The organism is Streptomyces sp. LHD-70, assembly GCF_031157275.1.
Classification (GTDB): Bacteria; Actinomycetota; Actinomycetes; order Streptomycetales; family Streptomycetaceae; genus Streptomyces.
In genome coordinates, this window is the sequence record NZ_JAVIFW010000006.1 from 165,051 (window position 1) to 191,548 (window position 26,498).

Below are 26,498 nucleotides of genomic sequence, written 5' to 3' on the forward strand. Positions count from 1 at the left end.
AAGCAGCGGATTTCGGAAGACAATGAGGCCATGGGACGCGGCAAGCTACGGATATACCTCGGTGCGGCACCGGGCGTGGGCAAGACCTACGCGATGCTGTCCGAGGCCCACCGTCGCGTGGAGCGCGGCACGGACTGCGTGGTGGCCCACGTCGAGCACCACGAGCGGCCGCGCACCGAGGCCCTGCTCCGGGGCCTGGAGCAGGTGCCGGGCCGTGTCGTCGAGCACGGCGCCACCGAGATGGACGTCGACGCCGTCCTCGCCAGGCGCCCCGCGGTCGCCCTCGTCGACGAGCTGGCGCACACCAACGCCCCCGGCTCCCGCTACGCCAAGCGCTGGCGGGACGTCGAGGAACTGCTTGCCGCGGGCATCGACGTCGTGTCCACCGTCAACATCAAGGACCTGGAGTCACTCGGCGATGTCGTCGAGTCGATAACGGGCGTACGACAGCACGAGACCCTGCCCGACGAAGTGGTGCGCAGGGCCGACCAGATCGAGCTGGTCGACATGTCGCCCGAGGCGCTGCGGCGGCGCATGGCGCACGGCAACATCTACAAGCCCGACCGCATCGACGCCTCCCTCGCCAACTACTTCCGGCCCGGAAACCTCACCGCCCTGCGGGAGTTGGCGCTCCTCTGGACCGCCGACCGGGTCGACGAGTACCTCCAGCAGTACCGCGGCGAGCACAACATCCGCTCCACCTGGCAGGCCCGCGAACGCATCGTCGTCGGCCTCACCGGCGGGCCCGAGGGCCGCACCCTGATCCGCCGCGCCGCCCGCATGGCCGCCAAGGGCTCGGGCAGCGAGATCCTCGCCGTCTACATCGCCCGCAGCGACGGCCTGACCTCCGCGTCCCCGAAGGAACTCGCCGTCCAGCGCACCCTCGTCGAGGACCTGGGCGGTACCTTCCACCACGTCATCGGCGACGACGTGCCCGGCTCGCTCCTGGAGTTCGCGCGCGGAGTCAACGCCACCCAGATCGTCCTCGGCTCCAGCCGCCGCAAGACCTGGCAGTACGTGTTCGGGCCGGGCGTCGGCGCGACCGTGGCCCGGGAGTCGGGGCCCGACCTGGACGTGCACATCGTCACGCACGACGAGGTCGCCAAGGGCCGGGGGCTGCCGGTGGCCCGGGGCGCGCGGCTCGGCCGGTCGCGGCTGCTGTCCGGCTGGCTGGTCGGCGTGGTCGGTCCGGTCCTGCTGACGCTGCTGCTCAGCAATATCGACGCCGACCTCGGCCTCGCCAACAACATGCTGCTGTTCCTGTCCCTCACGGTGGCCTCGGCGCTGCTCGGGGGACTGCTGCCGGCGCTCGCCTCGGCGGCGTTCGGCTCGCTGCTCCTGAACTACTACTTCACGCCGCCGCTGCACCTGTGGACCATCTCCGACAACCGCAACATCGTGGCCATCGTGGTGTTCGTGGGCGTCGCCGTGGCCGTGGCCTCGGTGGTGGACCTCGCGGCGCGGCGCACCCACCAGGCGGCCCGGCTGCGCGCCGAGTCGGAGATCCTGTCGTTCCTCGCGGGCAGCGTGCTGCGCGGCGAGACCACCCTGGACGCCCTCCTGGAACGGGTCCGCGAGACCTTCAACATGGAGTCCGTCGCCCTCCTGGAACGCGCCGGCGACCGCGACCCCTGGACCTGCGCCGGCAGCGTCGGGCGCACCGAGCTCGACCGGCCCGAGGACGCCGACGTGGACATGCCGGTCGGCGGCAGCAACGGTCACATGATGCTCGCCCTGACCGGACGGGTGCTCCCGGCCGAGGACCGGCGCGTGCTCGCCGCGTTCGCCGCGCAGGCCGCCGTCGTCCTCGACCGCCAGCGCCTCCAGGACGAGGCGGACCGGGCCCGCGCCCTCGCCGAGGGCAACCGCATCCGTACCGCCCTGCTCGCCGCCGTCAGCCATGACCTGCGCACCCCGCTCGCCGGGATCAAGGCCTCCGTGACCTCGCTGCGCTCCGACGACGTGGAGTGGTCCGAGGAGGACCGCGCCGAGCTGCTCGAAGGGATCGAGGACGGCGCCGACCGCCTCGACCACCTGGTCGGCAACCTGCTCGACATGTCGCGCCTGCAGACCGGCACCGTGATGCCGCTGATCCGCGCCGTCGACCTGGACGAGGTCGTGCCGATGGCGCTCGGCGGTGTCCCCGAGGGCAGCGTCGACCTGGACATCCCCGAGACCCTGCCGATGGTCGAGGTGGACAAGGGGCTCCTGGAGCGGGCCGTCGCCAACATCGTGGAGAACGCCGTCAAGTACAGCCCCGACGGCAAGCCCGTCACCGTCTCCGGCAGCGCCCTCGGCAACCGGGTCGAGGTGCGCGTCGTGGACCGCGGACCCGGCGTCCCCGACGACGCCAAGCACCGCATATTCGAACCGTTCCAGCGGTACGGCGACGCTCCGCGCGGCGCGGGGGTCGGCCTCGGCCTGGCCGTCGCCCGCGGCTTCGTCGAGGCGATGGGCGGCACCCTCAACGCGGAGGACACCCCGGGAGGCGGCCTCAGCATGGTGCTCACCGTGCGCGCGGCCCCGGCCCGTGAACCCGCCGCCCCCGAACTCTCCGCGCGGGCCACCCCGTGACCCGCGCGCCCCACGCCGGCGGCGAGCGCCGCACCACCGCAGAAAGGCAGGACCAGATGACCCGGGTGCTCGTGGTCGACGACGAGCCGCAGATCGTACGCGCCCTCGTGATCAACCTGAAGGCGCGCAAGTACGAGGTCGACTCCGCCGCCGACGGCGCCACCGCCCTCCAGGTCGCCGCCGACCGCCACCCCGACGTGGTCGTGCTCGACCTCGGCCTGCCCGACATGGACGGCGTCGATGTGATCAAGGGCCTGCGCGGCTGGACGCGGGTGCCGATCCTGGTGCTCTCCGCCCGGCACAGCTCCGACGAGAAGGTCGAGGCGCTCGACGCGGGCGCGGACGACTACGTCACCAAGCCGTTCGGCATGGACGAGCTGCTCGCCCGCCTCCGGGCCGCCGTACGCCGGGCCGAGCCCGCCGCCGACGGCACGGGCGAGCACGCGGCGATCGTGGAGGCGGGGGACTTCACCGTCGATCTCGCGGCGAAGAAGGTCCACCGCGGCGACCGCGACGTACGGCTGACGCCCACGGAGTGGCACCTCCTGGAGGTCCTCGTCCACAATACGGGCCGTCTCGTCAGCCAGAAGCAGCTCCTCCAGGAGGTCTGGGGCCCGTCCTACGGCACCGAGACCAACTACCTGCGGGTCTACATGGCCCAGCTGCGCCGGAAGCTGGAGGCCGACCCCTCCCACCCCAAGCACTTCATCACCGAGCCCGGAATGGGATATCGGTTCGAACGGTGACACGGCGGGCTGTGGCGGAAGCCGCCCGCCACCGGCCTTGAAGCGGTGTCGGTGCGCCCCGGTACGCTTCCTGTATGAGTGCTGTTCCTCGTTCAGAAAAGCCGGCAGGCCGGTTCCGCCGGATGCTGGACCGGCTGTCCTCGTCCCAGGAGGAGCTGGATTCGGAGGAGCTCCGCGAGGATTCGGAGACGACCGGCTGTATCCGCATCGGCGACTGCCAGGACCGCCAGATAGTGACGGTTACTGGTACGTTGCGCACGGTCACGCTGCGCCCCCGGGCCGGCGTCCCCGCCCTGGAGGCCGAGCTGTTCGACGGCTCCGCCGCTCTGGACGTGGTGTGGCTGGGCCGACGCTCCATCGTGGGCATCGAGCCGGGGCGCAGACTCATCGCATCAGGCCGGATCTCGATGAGCCGGGGCCGCCGGGTGCTCTTCAACCCGAAATACGAACTCAGACCGCTCGGACGGGAGTAGCCGGTGACGTCTGTCGACAAGCCGACCGACCACACCACCACGGGTCAGGCCGACCCCGACAGCAACACGAAGGCTGTGACCGAGGCCGCTCTCTTCGAGGCGTTCGGCGGTCTCCGCGGCATGCTCGAGACGGTCCTGCCCGGCCTGCTCTTCGTGACCATCTACACGGTCGACAAAGACCTGAAGATGTCGGCGATCGCCGCGCTCGGCGTCTCCCTGCTGCTCGTCGTGGTCCGCCTCGCCATGCGGGACACGGTCAAGCACGCCTTCAGCGGCGTCTTCGGCGTGGGCTTCGGTGTGGTCTTCGCGATGATGACTGGCAACGCCAAGGACTTCTACCTGCCGGGCATGCTCTACACCCTCGGCCTGGCCCTCGCGTACATCGTGACGACGCTCGCCGGGGTCCCGCTGATCGGACTGATCCTCGGCCCGGTCTTCAAGGAGAACCTCTCCTGGCGCACCCGCAACCCCGGCCGCAAGAAGGCGTACGCGAAGGCGAGTTACGCCTGGGGCTGCATCCTGCTCGCCAAGTGCGCGATCCTCTTCCCGCTCTACTGGTGGGCGGACACCACGCAGCTCGGCTGGATCCTGGTCGCCCTGAAGATCCCGCCGTTCCTGCTCGCCGTCTGGCTGACCTGGGTCTTCCTGGCGAAGGCCCCCGCGCCGATCGACGTGTTCGCGGAGATGGAAGCGGAGGAGGCCGCGCGGGCCGAGGCGGAGCGTACGTCGCCCTGACCTTGCCGGTACGAACAAGGGGCCCGGAACCTGGCGCAGGTTCCGGGCCCTTCGTCGTACGCGTACGACCGCTAGCTCTCCTTGCGGACCGAGAGCAGGTCCTCCAGCTGCTCCTCACGGGCCTGGGCCGCGACGAACAGGAGCTCGTCGCCCGCCTCCAGGGAGTCCTCCGAGGTCGGGGCCAGGACGCGGGTGCCGCGGATGATCGTCACCAGGGACGTGTCCTGCGGCCACGCGATGTCGCCGATCGTGGTGCCCGCGAGCGCGGACTCCGGCGGCAGGGTCAGCTCGACCAGGTTGGCGTCGCCGTGGCTGAAGCGCAGAAGCCGCACCAGGTCGCCGACGCTGACGGCCTCCTCGACCAGGGCCGACATCAGACGCGGCGTGGAGACCGCGACGTCGACGCCCCAGGACTCGTTGAACAGCCACTCGTTCTTCGGGTTGTTGACCCGGGCGACGACGCGCGGAACCCCGTACTCCGTCTTCGCGAGGAGGGAGACGACGAGGTTGACCTTGTCGTCACCGGTCGCCGCGATCACGACGTTGCAGCGCTGCAGGGCCGCCTCGTCCAGGGACGTGATCTCGCAGGCGTCGGCGAGCAGCCACTCGGCCTGCGGCACCCGCTCCACCGAGATGGCGGTGGGGGCCTTGTCGATCAGGAGCACCTCGTGCCCGTTCTCCAGGAGCTCGCCCGCGATGGAACGACCCACCGCGCCTGCTCCGGCAATGGCGACGCGCATCAGTGACCGTCCTCCTCAGGGCCCTCGGCGAACGCCGCCTCGATCTTCGCGACCTCGTCGGTGCGCATCATCACGTGCACCAAGTCGCCCTCCTGCAGCACCGTCTGCGAGGACGGCAGGACCGCCTCGCCCAGGCGGGTGAGGAACGCGACGCGGACGCCGGTCTCCTCCTGCAGCTTGCTGATCTTGTGTCCGACCCAGGCGCTGGACGCGTGCACCTCCGCGAGCTGCACCCCGCCGGTGGGGTCGCGCCACAGCGGTTCGGCGCCGGACGGAAGGAGCCGGCGCAGCATCTGGTCGGCGGTCCAGCGGACCGTCGCGACGGTCGGGATGCCGAGGCGCTGGTAGACCTCGGCGCGGCGCGGGTCGTAGATACGGGCCGCGACGTTCTCGATGCCGAACATCTCGCGGGCCACCCGGGCCGCGATGATGTTGGAGTTGTCGCCGCTGCTCACGGCGGCGAAGGCGCCGGCGTCCTCGATACCGGCCTCGCGCAGGGTGTCCTGGTCGAAGCCGACGCCGGTGACGCGGCGCCCGCCGAAGCCGGAGCCGAGCCGGCGAAAAGCCGTGGGGTCCTGGTCGACCACCGCGACCGTATGCCCCTGCTGCTCCAGGGTCTGCGCGAGTGCGGCGCCCACCCGTCCGCAGCCCATGATGACGATGTGCACGACCGTCCTTCCGGCTGGCGTATTTCCTACGTCAGGAATGCGTTAGGAATGCGTTAGCAACTCTGCGGCTGCTACTTACTGCTGAGGCCTCGAAGGCTTCCTGGGCTCAGGATTAACAGGGTCTCAGACAGACGCACAAGCTACACAGCCGCCGAGAGGCGGGTGGGCGGCCCCCCTTTCGAACGCTTACGATCCTCACCGTGTCCAAACTGACCGACGTGCCCAAACGGATTCTCATCGGGCGCGCACTGCGCAGCGACCGGCTGGGAGAAACGCTCCTTCCCAAGCGCATCGCACTTCCCGTCTTCGCCTCCGACCCGCTGTCGTCGGTGGCGTACGCGCCCGGAGAAGTGCTCCTCGTGCTGTCCATCGCGGGGCTCTCGGCGTACCACTTCAGCCCGTGGATCGCGGTCGCCGTCGTCGTGCTGATGTTCACGGTCGTGGCGTCGTACCGGCAGAACGTGCACGCCTATCCGAGCGGTGGCGGTGACTACGAGGTCGCCAACACCAACCTCGGGCCGAAGGCCGGACTCACCGTCGCGAGCGCGCTGCTCGTCGACTACGTCCTGACCGTCGCCGTGTCGATCTCCTCCGGCATCGAGAACCTGGGCTCCGCGATCCCGTTCGTCGTCGAGCACAAGGTGCTCTGCGCCGTCGCCGTGATCGTGCTCCTCACGCTGATGAACCTGCGCGGCGTCAAGGAGTCCGGAAAGCTCTTCGCGATCCCCACGTACGTCTTCGTGACCGGCGTCTTCCTGATGCTGGTGTGGGGCGCCTTCCGCAGCTTCGTCCTCGGCGACGAGATGAAGGCACCGACCGCCGACCTCGTCATCAAGCCGGAGCACGAGGGCCTCGCGGGCCTCGCGCTCGTCTTCCTGCTGCTGCGCGCCTTCTCCTCCGGCTGTGCGGCGCTCACCGGCGTCGAGGCGATCAGCAACGGCGTGCCCGCGTTCCGCAAGCCCAAGTCGAAGAACGCGGCCACCACGCTCGCCCTGATGGGCGGCCTGGCCGTCACCATGTTCTGCGGCATCATCGTGCTCGCCATGGCCACCGACGTCCGGATGGCCGAACGGCCCGCGCACGATCTTTTCCTCAACGGGCAGCCCGTCGGCGCGGACTACGTCCAGAACCCGGTGATCTCGCAGGTCGCCGAGGCCGTCTTCGGACACGGCTCGATCCTCTTCATCATCCTGGCCGCGGCCACCGCGCTCGTCCTGTTCCTCGCGGCCAACACCGCGTACAACGGCTTCCCGCTGCTCGGCTCGATCCTCGCGCAGGACCGCTATCTGCCGCGCCAGCTGCACACCCGCGGCGACCGGCTCGCGTTCTCCAACGGCATCGTGCTGCTCGCCGGCGCCGCCGCGCTCCTCGTCGTCATCTACGGGGCCGACTCCACCCGCCTCATCCAGCTCTACATCGTCGGCGTCTTCGTCTCGTTCACGCTCAGCCAGATCGGCATGGTCCGGCACTGGAACCGGCACCTGCGGACCGAGAAGGACCCCGCCAAGCGGCGGCGCATGATCCGCTCCCGCGCCATCAACACCTTCGGCGCGTTCTTCACCGGGCTCGTCCTGGTCGTCGTCCTCGTCACCAAGTTCACCCACGGCGCCTGGGTCGCCCTCCTCGGCATGGTGATCTTCTACGCGACCATGAGCGCGATCCGCCGCCACTACGACCGCGTCGCCGAGGAGATCGCCGCCCCCGAGGGCCCCTCCGACGACAGCGTGCGCCCCTCCCGCGTGCACTCCATCGTCCTGGTCTCCAAGGTCCACCGGCCCACCCTGCGCGCCGTCGCCTACGCCAAGCTGATGCGCTCCGACACCCTCGAGGCCGTCAGCATCAACGTCGACCCGGACGAGACCAAGGCGCTCAAGGACGAGTGGGAACGGCGCGGCATCTCCGTACCGCTGAAGATCCTCGACTCCCCGTACCGCGAGATCACCCGCCCGATCATCGAGTACGTGAAGAACCTGCGCCGCGAGTCCCCGCGGGACGCGGTCAGCGTGATCATTCCCGAGTACGTGGTGGGCCACTGGTACGAGCATCTGCTGCACAACCAGAGCGCCCTGCGGCTCAAGGGCCGGCTCCTGTTCACGCCCGGCGTGATGGTCACCTCCGTGCCGTACCAGCTGGAGTCCTCCGAGGCCGCCAAGCAGCGGGCCCGCAGGCGCCAGGAGTGGAACGCCCCCGGCGCGGTCCGGCGCGGCCCGGTCGAGCAGCGCAAGCCGAAGGCGGCGAGCAACAGCGGCAACAAGGGAAGCGGCAACGGGGTCGGCAACGGGGTCGGCAACGGCAAGAGCTGAGTCGTTCTCCGTGTGGTGAGCGGCCGGGCGCGGTCCACGTAGACTGGTGGGCTGTTGTCCGGCCTTCCCCCTTTTCGCATCTGGAGCCACCCCGCCATGCAGGCAGAACCGAAGACATCGCTGGTGGGAGAGGAGTACGAGGTCGAGGTCGGCCCCGTCGCCCACGGCGGCCACTGCATCGCCCGTACGTCCGAGGGCCGGGTGCTCTTCGTGCGGCACACGCTGCCCGGCGAGCGGGTCGTGGCTCGCGTCACCGAGGGCGAGGAGGACTCCCGCTTTCTGCGTGCCGACGCGGTGGAGATCCTCGCCCCCTCCAAGGACCGCATCGAGGCGCCCTGTCCGTACGCCGGTCCCGGCCGTTGCGGTGGCTGCGACTGGCAGCACGCCAAGCCGGGCGCGCAGCGCCGACTCAAGGGCGAGGTGCTCGCCGAGCAGCTGCAGCGGCTCGCCGGACTGACCCCCGAAGAGGCCGGCTGGGACGGCACGGTGATGCCCGCCGAGGGCGACAAGCTGCCCGCCGGCGAGGTGCCGCAGTGGCGCACGCGCGTGCAGTACGCGGTCGACCCCGATACGGGCAAGGCCGGTCTGCGGCGCCACCGTTCGCACGAGGTCGAGCCGATCGAGCACTGCATGATCGCCGCCGAGGGCGTCAGCGAACTCGGCATCGAGCAGCGCGACTGGTCGGGCATGGCCTCCGTCGACGCGATCGCCGCGACCGGCTCCCAGGACCGCCAGGTGATCCTCACCCCGCGCCCGGGCATGCGGCTGCCGATCGTCGAACTCGACCGTCCGGTCTCGGTGATGCGGGTCGGGGAGAAGGACGGGGGCGTGCACCGCGTCCACGGGCGCCCGTTCGTCCGCGAGCGCGCCGACGGCCGTACGTACCGCGTGGGCAACGGCGGCTTCTGGCAGGTCCACCCGAAGGCCGCCGACACCCTCGTCCTCGCCGTCATGCAGGGCCTGCTCCCGCGCAAGGGCGAGACGGCCCTCGACCTGTACTGCGGCGTCGGCCTCTTCGCCGGCGCGATCGCCGACCGGGTGGGCGAGCAGGGTGCGGTCCTCGGAATCGAGTCCGGCAAGCGGGCGGTCGAGGACGCGCGGCACAACCTGGAGTCCTTCGACCGCGTCCGCATCGAGCAGGGCAAGGTCGAGTCGGTCCTGCCCCGCACGGGCATCACGGACGTCGACCTGATCGTCCTGGACCCGCCCCGCGCGGGCGCCGGCAAGCAGACGGTCCGTCATCTGGCGGGCCTGGGCGCCCGCCGCATCGCCTACGTGGCCTGCGACCCGGCGGCACTGGCCCGGGACCTGGGGTACTTCGGGGAGGCGGGGTATCGGGTTCGGGTGCTGCGGGCGTTCGATCTGTTTCCGATGACTCATCATGTGGAGTGCGTTGCGGTGCTTGAGCCGGCCACGAAGGGCTCCTGAACTGCGGTTTCTTGCGTGCGCATTATGCGCGGTGTAGGAGTTACGGCCGATATCTTGACGCTGAAATGACGCTTGTGACGCTCATTTGACGCTTGCCCTGATGGGTCGTCAGGCGCTTTGCGTAATGGCCTTGCGAGCCACTGGGTCCCGCTCGTACTGCTCTTGGTGGCCTCGTTTCGGTCGGGGTTGGGGGGGCTCGGCTCCGCTTGTGGCTGCGAGTGTGTGCGTACTCCCGCAGGCGTGTAGGGGCTGTATCTGCACGTTCGTGTGCGTGCAGAGGTGCCCCGCTTCCAGGAGGCGTGCTGGCCGCGGCTTGCTGGCTCCTGCCGGTGGAAGATTCGGCGTATCGAGGGCGAGCCTCTGTGGCTCGTCGGTCGGTGTTCGTGCGCTGGAAGCCAGCTGACTTTGCCAGGCTGCTAGTAACCGCTTGCGGATGGCGACGGTCGCGCTGCCGAGACGGTACACAGTGAACTACTTGTCTGCGTAGCGCTGCAGGCGGCCAAGCGAGTGGGCGACCATGCTCGGGTCGAAGCTTGAATATCCGCAGGTCAGGGTGTTGTCCTCGGGAGGTCCCGCATCTCTGTGAGCCGTTGCCCACGCCTGTCTCCGGCTGGTTATGGCGCGGTAGCGGCGAGGTCGTTGAGTGTGGCGTTGACCAGGGGCCAACACATGTCCACTGTGTCCCTATTAGGGCGGTGGCCGGTTCGCTTCTCCAGATGGGGATGGACCGAGTTGCGGTAGTGGCGGACGAGTTCGAAGGCCATCTTCGCGTCAGGCTCGATCCAGCCGTTGGTGTGCGCGAATTGCACGAGGTCCTGCAGCCCCATGTTCTTGGCCGGTTTCGGCAGAGGGCTCTGGGCGGTGCGGGATGTCGCGGCGTGTAGTAGGACGCCTTCGAGCAGGCTGCCCAGCATGATCACGGCCGAGACGTATGCGCCGTGCTCGTAGCAAACGTGGGCCTCGTTGAGCCGAGTCTGCACCGAGTCCGCCAGCGCCGGGTCGTCGACCACGTCTTGGATCGACACCTGCAACTCGACCCGAGTCAGTCGTCGTGCGCCGTCGCCGTCGGGGTCCAGCTCGGTGAGGACGGGTTTGTTGCTGCTGAGCTCAACCTGCAGCCCTTCCAGATGCAGCAGCTCGTTGAGGCGTTCCAGGGTGGCCTCGAACTCCCGCTTCTGCCCGTGAAACTCGCGGGGGTCGGCCAGGCGAAGGACGGCGTGCTCGATGTCCTCGGGGTTGCGCTCGCGGCGGTCGAGCAGGAGCTGGGTGGTCCACGAGTGACGTGGACTGCCGTCGTGATCGGGGACGTGCTGCCACCCCGCGCGGCGGAAGAACCCTGGCAGTTCCCAGCCGCGCAGGTAGCGCACGGGGCCGTCATCACCGCAGATCAGGCGGGCGATCTCGGTCAGTGTGTTCTCGTCGAGTGGGCCGGCCATGTCAGGCTCCTGCTTCGTGATCGATGCCGCCGGTGGTGTCGTCTTCTGCGTCCGCGTCTGTGTAGGCGCCTGTGCCGTAACCGTTGCCCTCCTGGCCCGTGTCGGGTTGATTCGCGTAGTCCTCACTGTCCGGCGCGTTCTCGTCGAGCTCGACTGGCGTCCAGGTTTCCGGTGCTTCGCCGCCCGCGAACTCCTCCGTAGTCCCTGGCTGGATGCCCATGAGTTCCAGGCGCTCCCACAGTGGGGCGAGTGCCTCTTCGGGGTCCAGGGCGAAGGTGCTGCTGCGTACTCGCCAGAAGTTCCAGCCGGCCCGGCGTAGCTCGCGCTCGCGTTCGTAGTCCTCTTGGATCTGCCGGGAGGTCCAGTGGTGCGGACTCCCGTCGCATTCGACGGCAAGCCGGGCGTGCTCGCCGGTGACCACCAGGTCGATGCGTTTCTCGCCCACGCGCCACTGAGGGACGACGTGGTATCCGTGTTCTCCGATCTTCCGGAAGACGCGTTGCTCGAAGAGTGAGTCGAAGGGGTCGCGCTTCTCGTTGTCGGGTACGGCGTCCAGCTCCGGTGGCGGTTGATGGGTGGGGGCGGGGGACCGCATGTGGGTGATGAGCGTGTGCCGCAGGTCGTCGCTGGGAAGTTGGTCGGTGGTGACCGAGGTGAACAGCCACATCTGGTCGCGTGCACGGCTCGCGGCGACGTTGAACCGGCGGCCGTCGGGGAGGCTGCGGATCTTGCGGATGTGATCGCCGTCGACCACCGTCGACAGCAGCATCACGTCCCGCTCGTCGCCTTGGAAGTCTGTGGCGACGCCGACCCGGATGCGGTGCCGTTCGCGTACGTCGGGCTCGATCTCGTTGTCGATGAGGTCGTCGATGAGCCGTGCCGGGGCGCCGGAACGCAGTGGGATGACGCCGAATGTCCGCTCCGCGTAGGCGGGATCCTGCGTCAGCTCCTTGAGTTTGGCGACGAGCCGCTCCGCCTCCGGCCGGTTGACCAGACGGTCCCCGAACCCTTCGCAGTGGCCTTCGGGAACGTGTACGACCTGGAGGGGACGCAGCCGGTCGGCACCATATTGGCGCAGCGGTACCAGGTCCTTGCCGTAGAACTGGTGCGAGGACCACTGGATGATCTCCGGCATGCAGCGGAAGTGTTCCGTCAGCATGATCACTTCGGTGTATCGGGACCGCAGCAGGGCGTACAGGTTCGAGCCGTTGGGATCCAGGGCGTCGCGTTGCCAGTCGCCCAGGTCGGGCAGCAGGTCGTCGAGGCGGCGCCGCAGTCGTTCGTGGTTGCTGGGCAGGAAGGCCGGCACGCACTGCCGGTCATCGCCGACGATGATGACGCGCGGGGCTAGCCACAGCAGCATCAGGCCGTCGAGGCCGACCTGGCTGGCCTCATCGACGATCACCACGTCGAAGGAGTCCGGCTCCGGCGGAAGGGTCGCGGCGGCCTGCTTCACCGGCATGACCCAGGCAGGTACGGCTCCCATGGCGTCGCGCATCGCCGAACGGGCGTTGCGCAGATGGCGCCGGGCGGAGGGCGAGGTACGGGACCCGGCGCGGGCCATTGCGTCGGCGTAGGAGCTGAGGGCCTGTTTCTGGCGGATCGTCAGCCGGTCCAGGCAGTGCCACAGGGCGCGGGTGGCCGCCAGCTGCTCCACGGTCTCCTTGAGGCGGCCCTCCACCTCGGCCAGTTCCCCGTCGAGGCGTCCCTCTCTGCCTTCGTCGAGCATGCGTTCGGTGAAGGCGTGAGACTGCCGCCAAGACCAAGCCTCGGCGAGCGCGGGCAGACGGGTGTTCCAGTGGGGTGCGGTTGGGGTGGACGTCAGCTGGCGGGCCAGTTCCGAATGGCCTTCGGCGAGGCGGCCGAGCAGCTTGCGGGCCTCCCGGCGGTCGGCCTCCCGAAGATATGCCGCGTCGAGCGCCGCCAGGGCCTCCTCGTACGCCGCCACATCGCGGGCGGCCAGGGCCCGGTGGGCCTCTGCCAGCTCGGGGCCACCGCGCGGACCGGGCTGCGGAAGAGTGTCGGCCAGTCCCCGGAGCGTGCGTTCCGCCGCGGCAGCGGTGAGCGCACGTTCAGCGCGGGTGACAGCGACGCGCAGGGCCTCCCAGTCATTGGGGGTGCGCACCGCCGCTTGCACCGCGGCAAGGAGCAGCTCATCGTGGGCGGCCCGGCCGGCCACGGTGAATGCGTCTACGGCAGCCAAGTCACGGTTCCGGTCCAGGAGTTCGGCCAAGGCGACGTGGGCTGAGCCGCTGACGCCGGGGGCGCCGACGTCTTGCCAGCGGTTGTTCAGCTCCATGACGACGTGCTCGGCACGCAGCTGCGTGAGGATCGCGGCGAGGTCCTCTGCATTGTCCGGACGATGTCCGTCGACCCGGCACTCCTCCAGCAGCCTCCGCCCCGCACGCCGGATCCGCCAAGCCCCGAAGCTCCGGAGCTTGCCGCCGTCGTCCACGAACGACCACAGTGTCTGTCCGGTCGCGATCATGGCAACGCGTTCCTCGGTGGTGAGGGACGGGACCTCGACGTGCCGGTGGCTCAGGGCGATCAGCGAGCGCTGCACTTCCTCGGCTTCGGCACTGGCCTGCCGCACCACATCCCACAGGCCCCGCTTCTGACCGGCAAGTCCGTGCCGCAGCGCTTTGGTGTGCCACTCGGCAGGATCCCAGTGCGAGACGTCCTGGCTGAGCCCTGCGCGCTGCAAGGCAGCGGATGCCGTGTGCAGGTGCTTGTGCAGGGCCGCGACGAGTTCGGGTCCGTGCGCAGCGAGAGCGTCGGCGAGCGGGTCAAGGGCGTCGTCGAGGCGGGCGCGCTCGGCCGCGGCAAGGGTGTGCAGGGCATCCGCGAGCTGCGCGGTGGAGGGAAGCTGCGCGGGGTCGGGACAGAGGGTGCCGTGTTCGTCGAGGACTCCTGGACCGTGGCGCTCGATCAATGCCATCAGGCGCCGGGCCTCATCGCCGTCGATCGGAGGAACCTCCGCGGCGCTGATGGGCAGCGTGGGAAGCCAGTCGTATCGGTCTTGACCTGCCGACACGGCTTCGACGACCTGGACGAGCTGTCCCTGATATCCCTCTGGAAGCTGGGTGTACTCACGCCACTCGACTTCACGTAGATCGCGGAGTTCATTTCGCAGCAGGGCGCGACGCTCACCGAGTTCCGTGCGTTGCGCGTCCAGTTCCTTGGCTCGCTCGGTAAGCCGCTCGGGCGTGGTGGTCGCGTGCAGTCGGGACAGGGCGCGAATCGATTTGTCCAGTTCCTCGTTCCCGCCGCGTCGCGGGTCGCCCTGTAGCACGCACAGGCCCCGCAACGCGGGTGGGAGCTTGTCCCTGAGCACCCGCAGAGCCTGGTCCTTCTCGCTGGTCACCAGGACGCGTTTGCCGTCTGCGAGCAGGGCGCACGTCAGGTTGGCGATGGTGTGCGTCTTGCCCGTACCCGGCGGACCCTGCACGACGACGCCGGTGTCGCGCTGCAGGCGGGCGAGCACGTCACGCTGCGCGGCGTTCGTCGCCAAAGGGAAGAGCGGATCCGGCCCGAGTGCGGGAGCCGCGGCGCGGCCGTACGCGGCACTCCAACCGTCGCTCTCCTGCACCTCTGGCGGCACAATGAGCCGTGCGAGCCCCAGCGGAGCCTTCGCCCCGGATTTGGCGAGCCGTTCGGCGATCTTCTCGTAGAAGCCGACGAGTGCACCGCGTCCTCGCTCGCGCAGCAGCACCGCGGGTGCGGGCCGCAGGGAGAATCCGGGCCCTTCGCGAACCTCTGGCGGCTCCCACGCGGGATCGAAACGCACTGCGGCATGCTCGCCCAGCGCCTGATCAGCCCAGTCGACGAGCAGTTGATCCACCTCCCGGGAAAGCGGATGGGGGATCTCTCCGGACTCAAGACGCTCGCGCAGCCCAGACAGCAGCTCAGTGCTGTAGCCGTCGCTCTCTTCCAGGAAATCTGTGTCCTCAAGGCGAAGTCCGGCACCCGCTGCCAGGGAGACGGTGATCTCGTTGCTCCGGCTGTCGACTGCGACGGACAGCGGAGCGGTGAACAGATGCCTGCGCACCTTCTCCTGGCGTTCGTCGCCCCCATGCGCCAGCATGCCGATGCCCAGCACCACTTCATACACATCCCCTTCATCGCGTAGCTGGCGGTCCATGCGGCGCAGTCGGCGATGCAGCTTGCGATATGGCTCGGCGGCGAGCTCGGCATTCGCCCAGCGGCGCCAGGCCGCCAGCCACCGGCGGTACGTCTGCCGGACCTGTGGCGCGTCCTCGATGGCGATCTCGGTGATCTCCACCGGGTCGCCGTTTTCGTCCTCCGTCCAACCGCTGCCGGGACCGATGGCCGCCAGTGGCGGGTCCTGTCGTGACGCCTTCGCTGTGATGTCGGAGGAGATCCACCCCACCAATTCGGCGGGGAGCGGGGGAGCGGCCGTCCGGCGCAAGTGCTGCACCTTAAGCAGCGTGCTGCTGCGGGTATCCCGGGCCGACGTCACTCCAGTCGGAAGAGAGGACAGCCACAGCCTGTCCTGGTACTGCCCGCAATCGCGGACCGGCCGATGGGTTGCCCGCACGATCTCCCGTACGTACTCGATGAGGTTGCGGGTCTGTCGGACGATGGCTGCATCGTCCGCGCCGGGCGCGTGCTGCGCCATGAGTCCCCCGTGATCCTTTGGCGGTGATGAACGGATCAGGATGAGGGTGTGGCAGATGTCAAGCAAGGGAGTCATCGGTGGATTGGCGTGAACTCGCTCGAAGATCCAGCTGGTTCTCAATACGTGAAATGTGGGCATCGCAGCTGTTTCCTAGGTGAGGTCCCGTCGGAATAGGTGAGCCGAAGGCGTAGCTGCTGGATGGCAATTGATCACCGGTCGAGGGAAGCCACGCAGCAGCGCGCCCCGCTGCTACATCCAGAGGACTGGAAATCGACGGTTCTCGGCGGAATAGGGTGCAAGGAGTTGCCTCCGGGCGATGCAGGGCCGCAGCGTCGGCCAACGGAGGGAGGGCCGCGTTCTTCGAGCCGTCGACGGTCACGGCCCCGGCAAGCGGAATGTTGGGTCGCACGGCGACTACCTCCGCGGCGACTGGGGGACCGAGGCGAAGGAAGTCGCCCGCTACGTCACGCTCGACAGCCCCGACGCCTGAGCCAACGTCAGCCCGACCAACGTCGCCCTGCACGGACTCAGCGCGGCTGTCGCCTTGGGCATGCGGGCGTCACCCTGGTGACCGCCCGCCCGCTCATGCGTCGGCACATCACCGTCCCCGAGAGCCGTGCCGCCCTGTGATCGAGGCCAGCCGCGCCTACGGCCAGCAGGGACGACTAAGCGGTGCGCATCGAGGTTTACCTGTGGTGGGCCGGCGCCGATGTGGACTGCGACGGCGTTGTGCGCGTTGGGGTCTTGCTGCGGTCGCCCGGACCGCTGGCCAGTGCCAGCAGAAGGAGGATCAGCAGGATGAGCCCGCCTCCGCTGCCCGCCGCCACGGCGACAGTACGGGGCCTGGTAGCGCGGTTGTGCCCGCGCACGCGGGTGCCGTCTGCCCGGTAGTAGGTGGAGACGTAGGTTGTGGGTCCGATGTGGATGGGGCGGGGCCGCGGCACGGGAGTGCGGTGAGGGGCGGTGCGTGGGGGTGCCGTCCGCGGCGCGGCGGTGCGGGGGCGTTGACGACGGTAGTGGCCTTTGACGGGTGTTCCGTCGTGGCGGGTGTGAGGGCGTACGTAGGTCACAGATCCTCGCTGGTGAAGGCGGGGGCGGATGCGGCACCCCCGAAGCGGGGCCGGGTGTTCCTCGGCACAACATTCGACAGTACCGACGGCCACTGACAATCCATGGCGGTCAACACCTCGACTGTGTGCGGGCGTTGAGTGTTGGGTGGTGATTTTCGGTTCTTGGTGATCTTGGAAATCGTCCTGCCCTTCGCTCGCCACTCGGTTGAGCAATCAATGAGGCCGGGTCACCCGCCCCGCGCATGCGGCACCGTGGCTCACCGTGCGCCGCTACGCTCGCCTCGTGAGGGAGATCGTGGTGGTACGTGATGGCTCTGGGGCGGAGGTCCTGCTTGTGCATGGCGGTGCAGGCCCGCGGAAGACGTGGGGCCCTGTCGTCCACTGGCCGACCGGTGGACGCCTGGACTTGGCGCCGCTGCTCGTCGCCGCCCGCACGTTGTCGCCCACTCCTACGGCGTCCTCAGGACATTGACCGCAGCCGCTGTTGCACCGGGCAGCGTGCGCTCACTCACTCTGATCGAGCCGCCGCTCAACTACCTTGTCCGTGACGATCCCGAAGTGGCACGGCTCGAGCGCCCCGCGCCTCTCAAGCGCCGCAGCCGTATGGATGGCCTCTGGCTGGAGAACCACGGCCTCAGAAGCAGCCGCGCTCTCTCGAGCATCGCGGCCTGCTTCTCCGATAACGCGTACTTCACGGCCCAGGACTCCGCTCGGCTCACTGCAAAGAGGGCGTCACGATAGGCGGCAGAGGCGCAGGGTGCTGCCGGGTCTCATAGCCCGTCGGGGTGGCTGGGGCCGTCTGAGGGGCCGGACGTGATCAGTCCATGTCCGGATGATCGGCCTCTTCCAAGAGCCGGGTCGCGAGGTCCTCAGCCCACTCCACAGCCCAAGCGCGGAGCAAGGTGATAGTGGCGTCGCTGAGGCCATACGCGGCGAAGGCTTCGTCGTCGGTCCACTCGGCGCCCGTGAGGTTCGCCTGCAGGTCCTCGCGCTCGAAGCGGCCACGGGCGTGGCGGCGGCCGAACTCCTCGAGTTCGGCATTGGTCCAGCGGCGCGAGGCGGCGAACACGTCGATCAGGTCGCGGGGTGCTCCGCGGTCGGCGAGGGCGCGGACCTTGGTGCCGATCACGTCTTCTTCGGCGAGGACGGGTCCGTACAGACTCTGGGCGAGGGGCCGCCAGAAGATCTCCTTGAGGATGTCTACCTCGCACTCCTGCCCGGTGATCGGGTCGGTCACGGTGAAGCGAGCGGACAGCGGGGCGGTCTCCAGCGCCCGTACTGCCCAGCCGCGGGCTTCCAGACCGCTGCGGAGCGTGGCCGCGATCTCGGTCATGGGCGCCGGGTTCTCGGTGGCGACATCAAGGTCCTGGCTGGGGCGGTCGACGAGATGGTGAGCCCGAACGGCGTATCCGCCGGTGAGGACCAGAGGGTACGGGGAGCCGAGCGCGATCACGTCCGCCAGGAGTCGCGTGTGCAGCTCCGGCATGTCCGTCACGCGGCCACCCGGGCGCGGGAGGCCAGCTGGGGGAAGGCGTCTTCCCATACGGCGCGCACGGTGCGGCCGACGAGCATGCGCAGGACCGGCCACAGCTGGAGAAGCAGGTCCTGGTTGAGATAGCGCGGCAGGTCCTCGCGCAGGCCCTCGTGCAGGACGGTGCGGTACAGGCCCATGCGCTGGCGAGGGTTGCGCATGTCGTACGAGGTCAACCCGGACCAAGCGATGTGCAAAGGCAGCTCGATGACCCCTTGGGTGGGGCCGTGCAGGTCGTCCAGTGACTCCGGCAGACGTAGCCGGAACTTTTCTCGGTACATCGCGAGGTCCTCGGCGACCAGGCCCGAGAGGTCGCCGGACTCGGGAGCGGCGTGCTGCGGACTGGAGGACATGCCCCCATTATGGCGGCCAGGGAAGCGGAGCGTGGGCCGACGGACGAGCCGTCACGTGGGTATGGCTTGCATCGCTGCAGAGGCTTCGTGTGGGGAGGCTGCCAAGCGGTGTTCGGCACCGTCGCCGAAGCGCTGCCCGCTAAAGCCTCCGACGTGCGCCTCGGCTGTTGTTGTCGTCAGCCGTGACGCTCGTTTGACGCTCATGCCCCCAGAGAGGTCGTTGATAGGACAGGAAACCTGCCTTGACCTGCGGGTTTTTCTGCTGTGGTCCAGGCTGACACGATTCCGATGACGCATCACCTGGAGTGCGTCGCGATTCTGGAGCCGGTCGACAAGGGCCGTTGATGGGTCTTGATGGGTCTTGATGGGTCTTGATGGGCGGTGGACGGGCCGTTGATCTGCGGGCCCCCGAGTGCGCGCCAGGTCCGGCGCAGGCCCGTGGCGCGTGCTCGGTGGGATCGGGTCCGGTGTGGTCAGCGGGCGGTGATCTCGCGTTTGAGGATCTTGCCGGTCGCGCCCTTGGGCAGGGCTTCCGTGATCCGTACGACGCGCGGGTACTTGTACGGGGCCACGCGTTCCCTGACGAAGTCCCGGATGTGCTCCGGGGTGGCCTGGGCGCCGGCGCGGAGCACGACGACCGCCGTGACCTCCTCGCCGAGCGACGCGTGCGGCATGCCTACGACGGCCGCCTCGCTCACCGCCGGGTGCTCGTACAGGACCTCCTCGATCTCCCGGGGGTAGACGTTGTAGCCACCGCGGATGATCAGGTCTTTCTTGCGGTCGACGATGAAGAAGTACCCGTCCTCGTCGACGCGCGCCAGGTCGCCGCTGTGGAACCAGCCGGCTCGGACGGCCTCCGCTGTGGCCTCCGGCCGGTTCCAGTAGCCCTTCATGACGTTCTCGCCGCGGATGACGATCTCGCCGACCTCGCCCGGTTCGGTCGGGGCTCCGTCGTCCGTGACGAGGCGGACGTCGACGCCGCGGACGGGGACCCCGATGGAGCCGGGCTTCCGGGGCCGGTCCGGAGGGTTGAACACCGCGACGGGCGAGGTCTCCGAGAGGCCGTAGCCCTCAAGCACGGTGACGCCGAAGGTGCGCTCGAACTCGTGCAGTACCTCCACGGGCAGCGAGGCGCCGCCGGACACGGCCGTACGAAGCCGCGTCAGATCGGCCTCCGGGTCCACCCCGGCACGGACCAGCGCCGTGTACATGGTGGGGACGCCGAGGAACACGCTCACCCGGTCGCGGTCCAGGATGCGCAGGGCCTCGGCGGGCTCGAAGCGGGGCAGCAGGGTGAGCGTGGCGCCCGCGGTGACGGCGGCGTTCAGGGCGCAGGTCTGCCCGAACGCGTGGAACAGCGGGAGCGCGCCGAGCAGGACGTCGCCGGGCGCGATGCGGATCAGCGTCTCCGCCACGGTCGCCGCGTTGCTCACCAGGTTGCGGTGGGTCAGTTCGGCGCCCTTCGGGGTACCCGTGGTTCCCGAGGTGTAGAGGATCACGGCGGTGTCTTCCGGCGCTTGCTCGACGAGTTCGGTCATCGGCGGTGTCTCGCGCAGTGCGGCGGGCCCCTCCTCTCCGTCCGCGATCAGACACACCGCACCGGCCTCGGCCGCCGCGGGCGCCGCCTCGGGTTCCACCGCAGGCGCGGCCACCACGACCCGCGCCCCTGAGTCCCGGAGCACGAAGGCGATCTCGCGGGCCTTCAGCAACGGATTCATCGGTACGACGACGGCGCCGGCGCGGAGAATCCCGTAGTACGCGACGGGGAAGGACGCGACGTTGGGCAGGGCGAGCGCGACCCGGTCGCCGGGCCGGACCCCCTGCTTCCGCAGCAGCGAGGCCAACCGGGCGCTGGCGTCGGCGAGTTGGGCGTAGGTGAGGGTGGTTCCGTCCTGGCGTACGGCGATCCGGTGGCCGTGGGTGGCGGTAGACGCCGCCAGAACTGCCGCGAGGTTGCTCATTCGGCTTCCGTTCTGTGCGCGTTGTTTCGACGGCCCGGTGGCGTCGGTTGGGTGGATGGCTCGGTTGGGTCGAGGGCCCGCTGCCTCGGTGGTCACGCGGCCGCGCCGATGACATCGCGGGGTGCGACGCCGCCGCGGCCCCGTCCCGCCGCCGACTCGTCCCAGAAGCCCGGTGGCAGGAGCCGCTGTTGATGGGGCGTCAACCACAGTCGCAGGACATGGCGTTTGAGCGCGGGCTCGGCGGAGTCCTCGTACGCCGTGCGGGAGTGCAGCACCGCGTGGTTGTTGACGAGGAGCAGGTCGCCCGCCGCGAAGTCGAGGTCGAGTCGCAGCTGCGGGGAGTCGGCCAACGCGTCGATCAGGTCGAAGAGTTCGCGGTCGGCGGCTTCGAGTCGGGGCACGTCGGGGAAGCGCTGCGCGGACTCCAGGTAGCGCCGGTGGTAGCGCAGGCTGAGCCTGTCCGCGTGCCATGCGGCGAGGGGCACCGCGTGGTACGGGCGTTCGCCGGGGCCGTGTTCCTCGCGGCGGTCCACGAAGTGCGTGCGGTACAGCCGGTCCACGAGGTCGGGGCGCTGGGCGAGCACTCCGTTGTGGACACTCGCCGAGGCGGCGAGGGAGATCTGCCCACCGGAGCCCGCGGCTCGCACGCACAGCAGGCCGAGCAGGTCGCAGTGGTCGGTGTGGAACGGCAGGTGTTCCCTGGTCTGGTAGCCGCGCGCCGAGGCGGAGTTCAGGCTCCGGCCGGTGTCGCGGACGTGGCCGAGCAGATGCCCGGCGGCGTTCTGTGACACGGGCACTCCGAGATGCAGGCCGAGCCCCCAGAACAGTGTGCTCACCGCCGCCGGGCCGTAACGGTCGACCGGGAACCCTCTGATCAGGGCGAAGCCGCGGCCGTTCTCCAGGGCGTCGGCGATCCGGGTCAACTCCGATGCCAGCGTGGGCAGGGGGAAGTCGCGCGGCCGCACCCGCAGCAGGGGTGTGCCCCGCAGCCGTACCGAACGCAGGGCGGACTCGATCTCGCCGAGCTGGGCCCGGGACAGGTGCAGGATCCCGTCCGTGGCCGGGGCGAGATCCGGTCCGGTCCAGGCTGAGGGCCCGGTGAGAAGGTGTCGCAGCATCGCGGTGTGTCCTCTCGCTCGCGAACGGTTCACACGCTAGGCCAGTGCTCGACGTATCTCTTGACGGCACGGGACATGTGACTTATCAGTTGGGGACAGAGTCAGGGAGTGCGCCCATGAAGCCCCTCGTCCGTAATGCCAGCCTGAGCGGCTATGTGGAGCTGAGCAGATCTCTGGGCATCGACCCGCGTGCCCTCATGAAGCGGGTCGGCCTGGATCCCGTCGGACTCACGGTGCAGGACCGGTGGATCTCCGGCGCGGCCGTCGTCCGGCTTCTCGAACTCTCGGCGGCGGCCGCGCACCGGGAGGACTTCGGGCTCCTGCTCGCCGAGCGCCGGCGCTTCTCCAACCTCGGTCCGATCAGCCTGGTTCTCCGCGAGGAGACCGACGTGCGCAGCGCGATCGCGTTCCTGGTGCGCTACGAGCACATGTACAACGAGATGCTCCACAACCGGCTCACCGAGGCGGACGGCCTGGCGACGCTCAAGGTCGGCTTCGAACTGACCGAGCCGATGTCGGCCCGCCAGGCGGTGGAACTCGCCGTGGGCGCCTTCCACCAGGTGCTGCGGGAGTTCCTGGGCGCCCGGTGGCAGCCGCTCTCCGTGTGCTTCACCCATCCCGCGCCCACGGATCCGTCCTCGCACCGGCGGTTCTTCGGGCCCGTCGTGGAGTTCGACCAGGAATTCAACGGCATCGTCTTCTACAGCAGCGACCTGGACGTACCCAACGCCATGTCCGACCCGCTGCTGCGGACGTACGCGCGGCAGTACTTCGAGTCCATCGCCGTGGCCAGGGACACCTCCGAGCCGGACCGGGTACGGGAGTTGATCGGCGCCCTGCTGCCGACCGGACGGTGCTCCGTCGAGCAGGTCGCGGCCAGCCTCGGCGTCGACCGCCGCACCGTCCACCGGCACCTGGCGGCGTCCGGCGAGACGTTCTCCTCGCTCCTGAACGCGACCCGCGAGGAACTGGCGCGGCAACTCGTGGCGAACCCGCGCCGCTCCCTGACCGACATCTCCGGGCTCCTGGGCTTCTCGGCGCCGAGCGCCTTCTCGCGCTGGTTCCGCGAACGCTTCGGGTGCAGCGCGCGGGAATGGCGGACCCGGCAGGTGGCGGAGCAGTACGTCGTGGAGTAGGGCGTCTCGCGGCGATGAACCTTGGTGGCGCCAGCCGCCCCCCTGTCCCCAAAAGGTAATTCTCCTGTCCCCTGTGGTGCAGCGCGCCCCTGAATCGCGGCCTAACGTGGCCTTACCGATGGGGCAATAACCGGGGCGACACCCCCGACAACCACCCCCTGGCCCCCGCACAACCGCAGCGTCGCGCGACAACCGCCGCGACCGCCAACTCCCCCTTCTTTCACGCAAGCCGGTCCGCTTTACGCAAGCTTCCGCACGTTTACGCAAGCTTCCGCAAGCTCCGCGAGTCGATCCGCACCGCCGTGCGGCGACCGCGGCTGCCCAGGAGCGGACGACCGGTGAGCGTTCACCGTCGACAAAGGAGAACGGCCATGCACTTCCTCGACGACTCCCTCTACCCGGAGAACCAGGAGAAGCTGGTCATCCAGGCAGCGCCGTACGGACCGGAATGGCTGCCCGGAGACGCCGACGACCTTCCGGTCACCATGGACGAGCACGTCCAGGCCGCGGTCGACTGCTACAACGCCGGCGCCACCGTGCTGCACATCCACGTCCGCGAGCTGGACGGACACGGCTCCAAGCGCATGTCCATGTTCAACGAGCTGATGGCCCGGCTGCGCGAAGCCGTTCCCGACATGGTCCTGCAGATCGGCGGCTCCATCTCCTTCGCCCCCGAGGACGAGGGCGCGGACGCCAAGTGGCTCAGCTACGACACCCGGCACATGCTGGCCGAGATCGACCCACGCCCCGACCAGGTGACGATCGCCATCGGCACCAGCCAGATGAACATCGTGGAGCTCTTCGACGACGAGGACATCGAGGGCACCTCCATCGCGAAGCCCGCCATGCACAAGGCGTACCGCGACATGGTCGTCGAGGCCGGACCCGACTTCTACCTGGAGCACCTGAAGCGGCTCCGCGCGAACGACATCCAGCCGCACTTCCAACTCGCCCACCTGGCACAGCTGGAGACCGTCGAGCGGATGATCCGCCGGGGGATCTACAGCGGGCCGCTCGTGCTCAACTACGTGGCCATCGGCGGCGGATTCGCCGGACGGCACCCCGCCGACCTGGTGGAGTTCATCCGCCGTGTCCCGGACGGTGCGGTCCTCACCATCGAGGCGTCCATGCGCGCGGTGGCCCCGATGAACACCGTCGGCATCGCCCTCGGCGCGCACGTCCGCGTCGGCAACGAGGACAACCTGTGGCGCCGCAAGGGCGAGCGCATGTCCTCCGTGCAGCAGGTCGAGCAGATGGTCCAGATCGCCGAGGCCGTGGGACGTGACATCGCGTCGGGCCCCGAAGCGCGGGAGATCTACAAGCTCGGCGAGTGGTACGCGGACACCGACGCGACCCTGGCCCACCTCGGCATGGTGCCCAACCGCCGCCCCGGCCGCCGCGGCTCCATGCTGCGCGACGTCACGTCCTGACCCGCGTCATCCCGTACGACTTCTGCGTACGGCCTGACCCGCGTCATCCCGTACGACACCTGCGTACGCCCCCACACACCCGGAACCGAGCAGACGGAGCAGAGCCGTGGCACATGCCATTCGAATCGAGGAGACCGGAAAACCCGAGGTCATGCGGTGGCAGGAGGTCACGGTCGGGGAACCGGGGCCCGGCGAGGTGCGCATCCGGCACGACGCCGTCGGCCTGAACTTCGCCGACACCTACTTCCGCACCGGCCTCTACCCCGTACCGCTGCCCAACGGGCTCGGTGTCGAGGCGGCCGGAGTGATCGAGGCCGTGGGTGACGGAGTCACCCACGTCGGCGCGGGCGACCGCGTGACCTACACGGGCAGCCCGCTCGGCGCGTACAGCACCGAACGCGTCATGCCGGCGGATTCGCTGATCAAGCTGCCCGACGCGATCAGCTGCGAGACCGCGGCCGCCATGACGATGCGCGGACTCACCGCCGCGTACCTGCTGCGCCGCATCCACCCGCTCAAGCGCGGCGACACGGTGCTGCTGCATGCGGCTGCCGGCGGCGTGGGCCTCATCTTCGCGCAGTGGGCGAAGCTGCTCGGCATCACCGTCATCGGCACCGTCTCCAGCGAGGAGAAGGCCGCGGTCGCCAAGGCCCACGGCTGCGCGCACACCATCCTGTACCGGCACGAGGACGTGGCCCGGCGGGTCCGCGAACTGACCGACGGCAAGGGCGTCCCCGTCGTGTTCGACAGCGTCGGCAAGGACACCGTCGCCGCGTCCATGGCATCGCTGCAGCGCCGCGGGCTTCTGGTCTGCTTCGGCACCGCCTCCGGAGTGCCGCCCCTGGACGCCATGCAACTCGCCGTGCACGGCTCCCTGTTCGCGACCCGGCCCGCACTCGCCGACTACATCGCCGACCCGGCCGAGCGGGACGCCCTGGCCACGGAGCTGTTCCAGCACGTCGCCTCGGGCCGCATCGACATCCGGATCAATCAGCGGTACGCCCTTCCGGACGCGGTGACCGCCCACCACGACCTGGAGGCGGGCTGGACGACCGGGTCCTCCGTCTTCACCGTCTGAGCACCTTGGGCACCCCTGAGCACCTTGGGCACCCTTGAGCACCTTGGGCACCTCTGAGTACCTCTGAGCACCTCTCAGCACCACCTCAGCCACGCGTCGGGCGCCGGACGCGCCCGACGCGCAACTCCTCAGGAGCGACGACCCATGACCAAGACCGCCCGGACGAAGGAGTCCGCGCCCGCCCTGGTGCGCCCGAGCGCCCTGCGTCCGTCCCTCACCGCCGAGCCGCTGACCTGCACCATCGGCGCCGAACTCCGCGGCGTGCAGCTGGGCGACGCCGCACGCGACGACGACCTGTTCACCGCGATCGAGCAACTGCTCCTGCGGTACAAGGTCCTGTTCCTGCGCGACCAGGACCTCACACGCGCCGAGCACGTCGCCTTCGCGTCGCGCTTCGGCGCTCTGGAGGACCACCCCGTGGTCGGCAGCGACCCCGAGCACCCGGGGCTCGTGCGGATCTACAAGGACCTCGACAGCGAGCCGGAGCACTACGAGAACTCCCTGCACTGCGACGGGACTTGGCGCACGACCCCCTCCATGGGCGCCGTCCTGCGCTGCGTCGAGACGCCGGCCGTGGGCGGGGACACCATCTGGATCAACATGGCCGAGGCCCACCGCCGCCTCCCGGAACACGTCAAGGACCAGATCGCGGACCTCCGCGCCCGGCACAGCATCGAGTCGAGCTTCGGCGCCGTACTCCCGGCCGAGGAGCGCCGCGCACTCGCCGCCAAGTACCCCGACGCCGAGCACCCCGTGGTCCGCACCCACCCGGTGACCGGCGAGCAGATCCTCTTCGTCAACAGCTTCACCACGCATTTCGTCAACTACCACCGGCCCGAGCGCGTGCGCTTCGGCCAGGACTACGCGCCCGGCGCGAGCAACCTCCTCGACTACCTGCGCAGCCAGGCAGCGGTCCCCGAGTACCAGGTCCGCTGGCGCTGGACGGAGAACAGCGTGGCCATCTGGGACAACCGCTCCACACAGCACTACGCCGTCCAGGACTACTGGCCCGCCGTCCGCAGGATGGAGCGCGCGGGAATCGTCGGAGACCGGCCCTTCTGAGCAGCAGACGTCCGTGA

Annotated in this window: 18 protein-coding genes and 1 pseudogene; 11 read left to right on the plus strand and 8 right to left on the minus strand. The window is 69.4% G+C overall.

The window, feature by feature from the left end:
• Positions 1 to 30: 30 nt before the first annotated feature.
• The 4 genes from RCO28_RS13750 (at position 31) to RCO28_RS13765 (ending at position 4,528) form a co-directional block, all read left to right on the plus strand.
• Positions 31 to 2,574, plus strand: coding sequence for an ATP-binding protein (locus RCO28_RS13750; RefSeq protein ID WP_308941355.1), 2,544 nt, complete (start codon positions 31 to 33; stop codon positions 2,572 to 2,574).
• A gap of 56 nt (positions 2,575 to 2,630) precedes the next feature.
• Positions 2,631 to 3,320: a response regulator gene (locus RCO28_RS13755; protein WP_308941571.1), complete on the plus strand. Its 690-nt coding sequence runs from the start codon at positions 2,631 to 2,633 to the stop codon at positions 3,318 to 3,320.
• Between the two features lie 74 nt (positions 3,321 to 3,394).
• Entirely contained in the window at positions 3,395 to 3,793 is a 399-nt protein-coding gene (locus RCO28_RS13760; protein ID WP_308941356.1) for an OB-fold nucleic acid binding domain-containing protein, read from the plus strand.
• 3 nt (positions 3,794 to 3,796) lie between these two features.
• Positions 3,797 to 4,528 carry a DUF3159 domain-containing protein gene (locus RCO28_RS13765; protein ID WP_308941357.1) on the plus strand — a complete coding sequence of 244 codons (732 nt, stop codon included), beginning with the start codon at positions 3,797 to 3,799 and terminating at the stop codon, positions 4,526 to 4,528.
• A 71-nt stretch (positions 4,529 to 4,599) separates the two neighbouring features.
• Here the strand turns inward: RCO28_RS13765 and RCO28_RS13770 are convergent, their stop codons facing one another.
• Together RCO28_RS13770 and RCO28_RS13775 are read right to left on the minus strand one after the other, a co-directional pair.
• Positions 4,600 to 5,268, minus strand: coding sequence for a TrkA family potassium uptake protein (locus RCO28_RS13770; protein WP_308941358.1), 669 nt, complete (start codon positions 5,266 to 5,268; stop codon positions 4,600 to 4,602).
• Positions 5,268 to 5,936, minus strand: coding sequence for a TrkA family potassium uptake protein (locus RCO28_RS13775; RefSeq protein ID WP_308941359.1), 669 nt, complete (start codon positions 5,934 to 5,936; stop codon positions 5,268 to 5,270). The genes RCO28_RS13770 and RCO28_RS13775 overlap by 1 nt, the downstream gene beginning before the upstream one ends.
• 200 nt (positions 5,937 to 6,136) lie before the next feature.
• Between RCO28_RS13775 and RCO28_RS13780 the strand changes: the two genes are divergently transcribed.
• Together RCO28_RS13780 and RCO28_RS13785 are read left to right on the plus strand one after the other, a co-directional pair.
• On the plus strand, positions 6,137 to 8,239 hold the full coding sequence (locus RCO28_RS13780) for an APC family permease (RefSeq protein ID WP_308941360.1): 2,103 nt from the start codon (positions 6,137 to 6,139) through the stop codon (positions 8,237 to 8,239).
• Between the two features lie 96 nt (positions 8,240 to 8,335).
• Complete coding sequence (locus RCO28_RS13785) at positions 8,336 to 9,667, plus strand: class I SAM-dependent RNA methyltransferase (protein WP_308941361.1); 1,332 nt, start codon at positions 8,336 to 8,338, stop codon at positions 9,665 to 9,667.
• 614 nt (positions 9,668 to 10,281) lie between these two features.
• On the opposite strand, the gene RCO28_RS13790 is transcribed toward RCO28_RS13785, so the two are convergent.
• Both RCO28_RS13790 and RCO28_RS13795 read right to left on the minus strand, forming a co-directional pair.
• Positions 10,282 to 11,103 (minus strand): hypothetical protein, encoded by an 822-nt coding sequence (locus RCO28_RS13790; protein ID WP_308941362.1) that lies wholly within the window; start codon positions 11,101 to 11,103, stop codon positions 10,282 to 10,284.
• A gap of 1 nt (position 11,104) precedes the next feature.
• Complete coding sequence (locus RCO28_RS13795) at positions 11,105 to 15,742, minus strand: AAA domain-containing protein (protein ID WP_308941363.1); 4,638 nt, start codon at positions 15,740 to 15,742, stop codon at positions 11,105 to 11,107.
• 427 nt (positions 15,743 to 16,169) lie between these two features.
• Here RCO28_RS13795 and RCO28_RS13800 point away from each other — a divergent pair.
• A pseudogene (locus RCO28_RS13800) lies at positions 16,170 to 16,437 on the plus strand (transcriptional regulator); the annotation flags it as partial.
• Positions 16,438 to 17,629: 1,192 nt separating this feature from the next.
• Here the strand turns inward: RCO28_RS13800 and RCO28_RS13805 are convergent.
• The 4 genes from RCO28_RS13805 to RCO28_RS13820 all read right to left on the minus strand — a co-directional run bounded on the left by RCO28_RS13805 (position 17,630) and on the right by RCO28_RS13820 (position 21,775).
• Positions 17,630 to 18,298 (minus strand): nucleotidyl transferase AbiEii/AbiGii toxin family protein, encoded by a 669-nt coding sequence (locus RCO28_RS13805; RefSeq protein ID WP_308941572.1) that lies wholly within the window; start codon positions 18,296 to 18,298, stop codon positions 17,630 to 17,632.
• 5 nt (positions 18,299 to 18,303) lie between these two features.
• Positions 18,304 to 18,696 carry a hypothetical protein gene (locus tag RCO28_RS13810; RefSeq protein WP_308941364.1) on the minus strand — a complete coding sequence of 131 codons (393 nt, stop codon included), beginning with the start codon at positions 18,694 to 18,696 and terminating at the stop codon, positions 18,304 to 18,306.
• 473 nt (positions 18,697 to 19,169) lie between these two features.
• A complete protein-coding gene (locus RCO28_RS13815) occupies positions 19,170 to 20,657 on the minus strand; it encodes a long-chain fatty acid--CoA ligase (protein WP_308941365.1) in 1,488 nt (495 codons plus the stop codon).
• A 92-nt stretch (positions 20,658 to 20,749) separates the two neighbouring features.
• The gene (locus tag RCO28_RS13820; protein WP_308941366.1) at positions 20,750 to 21,775 is read right to left on the minus strand and encodes a TauD/TfdA family dioxygenase; all 1,026 of its coding nucleotides are present in this window, start codon (positions 21,773 to 21,775) and stop codon (positions 20,750 to 20,752) included.
• A gap of 116 nt (positions 21,776 to 21,891) precedes the next feature.
• Between RCO28_RS13820 and RCO28_RS13825 the strand changes: the two genes are divergently transcribed.
• The 4 genes from RCO28_RS13825 to RCO28_RS13840 all read left to right on the plus strand — a co-directional run bounded on the left by RCO28_RS13825 (position 21,892) and on the right by RCO28_RS13840 (position 26,481).
• Positions 21,892 to 22,911 (plus strand): AraC family transcriptional regulator, encoded by a 1,020-nt coding sequence (locus tag RCO28_RS13825; protein ID WP_308941367.1) that lies wholly within the window; start codon positions 21,892 to 21,894, stop codon positions 22,909 to 22,911.
• 371 nt (positions 22,912 to 23,282) lie between these two features.
• Positions 23,283 to 24,341 carry a 3-keto-5-aminohexanoate cleavage protein gene (locus RCO28_RS13830; protein WP_308941368.1) on the plus strand — a complete coding sequence of 353 codons (1,059 nt, stop codon included), beginning with the start codon at positions 23,283 to 23,285 and terminating at the stop codon, positions 24,339 to 24,341.
• 106 nt (positions 24,342 to 24,447) lie between these two features.
• The gene (locus RCO28_RS13835) at positions 24,448 to 25,419 is read left to right on the plus strand and encodes a quinone oxidoreductase (RefSeq protein ID WP_308941369.1); all 972 of its coding nucleotides are present in this window, start codon (positions 24,448 to 24,450) and stop codon (positions 25,417 to 25,419) included.
• A gap of 144 nt (positions 25,420 to 25,563) precedes the next feature.
• Positions 25,564 to 26,481: a TauD/TfdA family dioxygenase gene (locus RCO28_RS13840; RefSeq protein ID WP_308941370.1), complete on the plus strand. Its 918-nt coding sequence runs from the start codon at positions 25,564 to 25,566 to the stop codon at positions 26,479 to 26,481.
• Positions 26,482 to 26,498 lie beyond the last annotated feature (17 nt).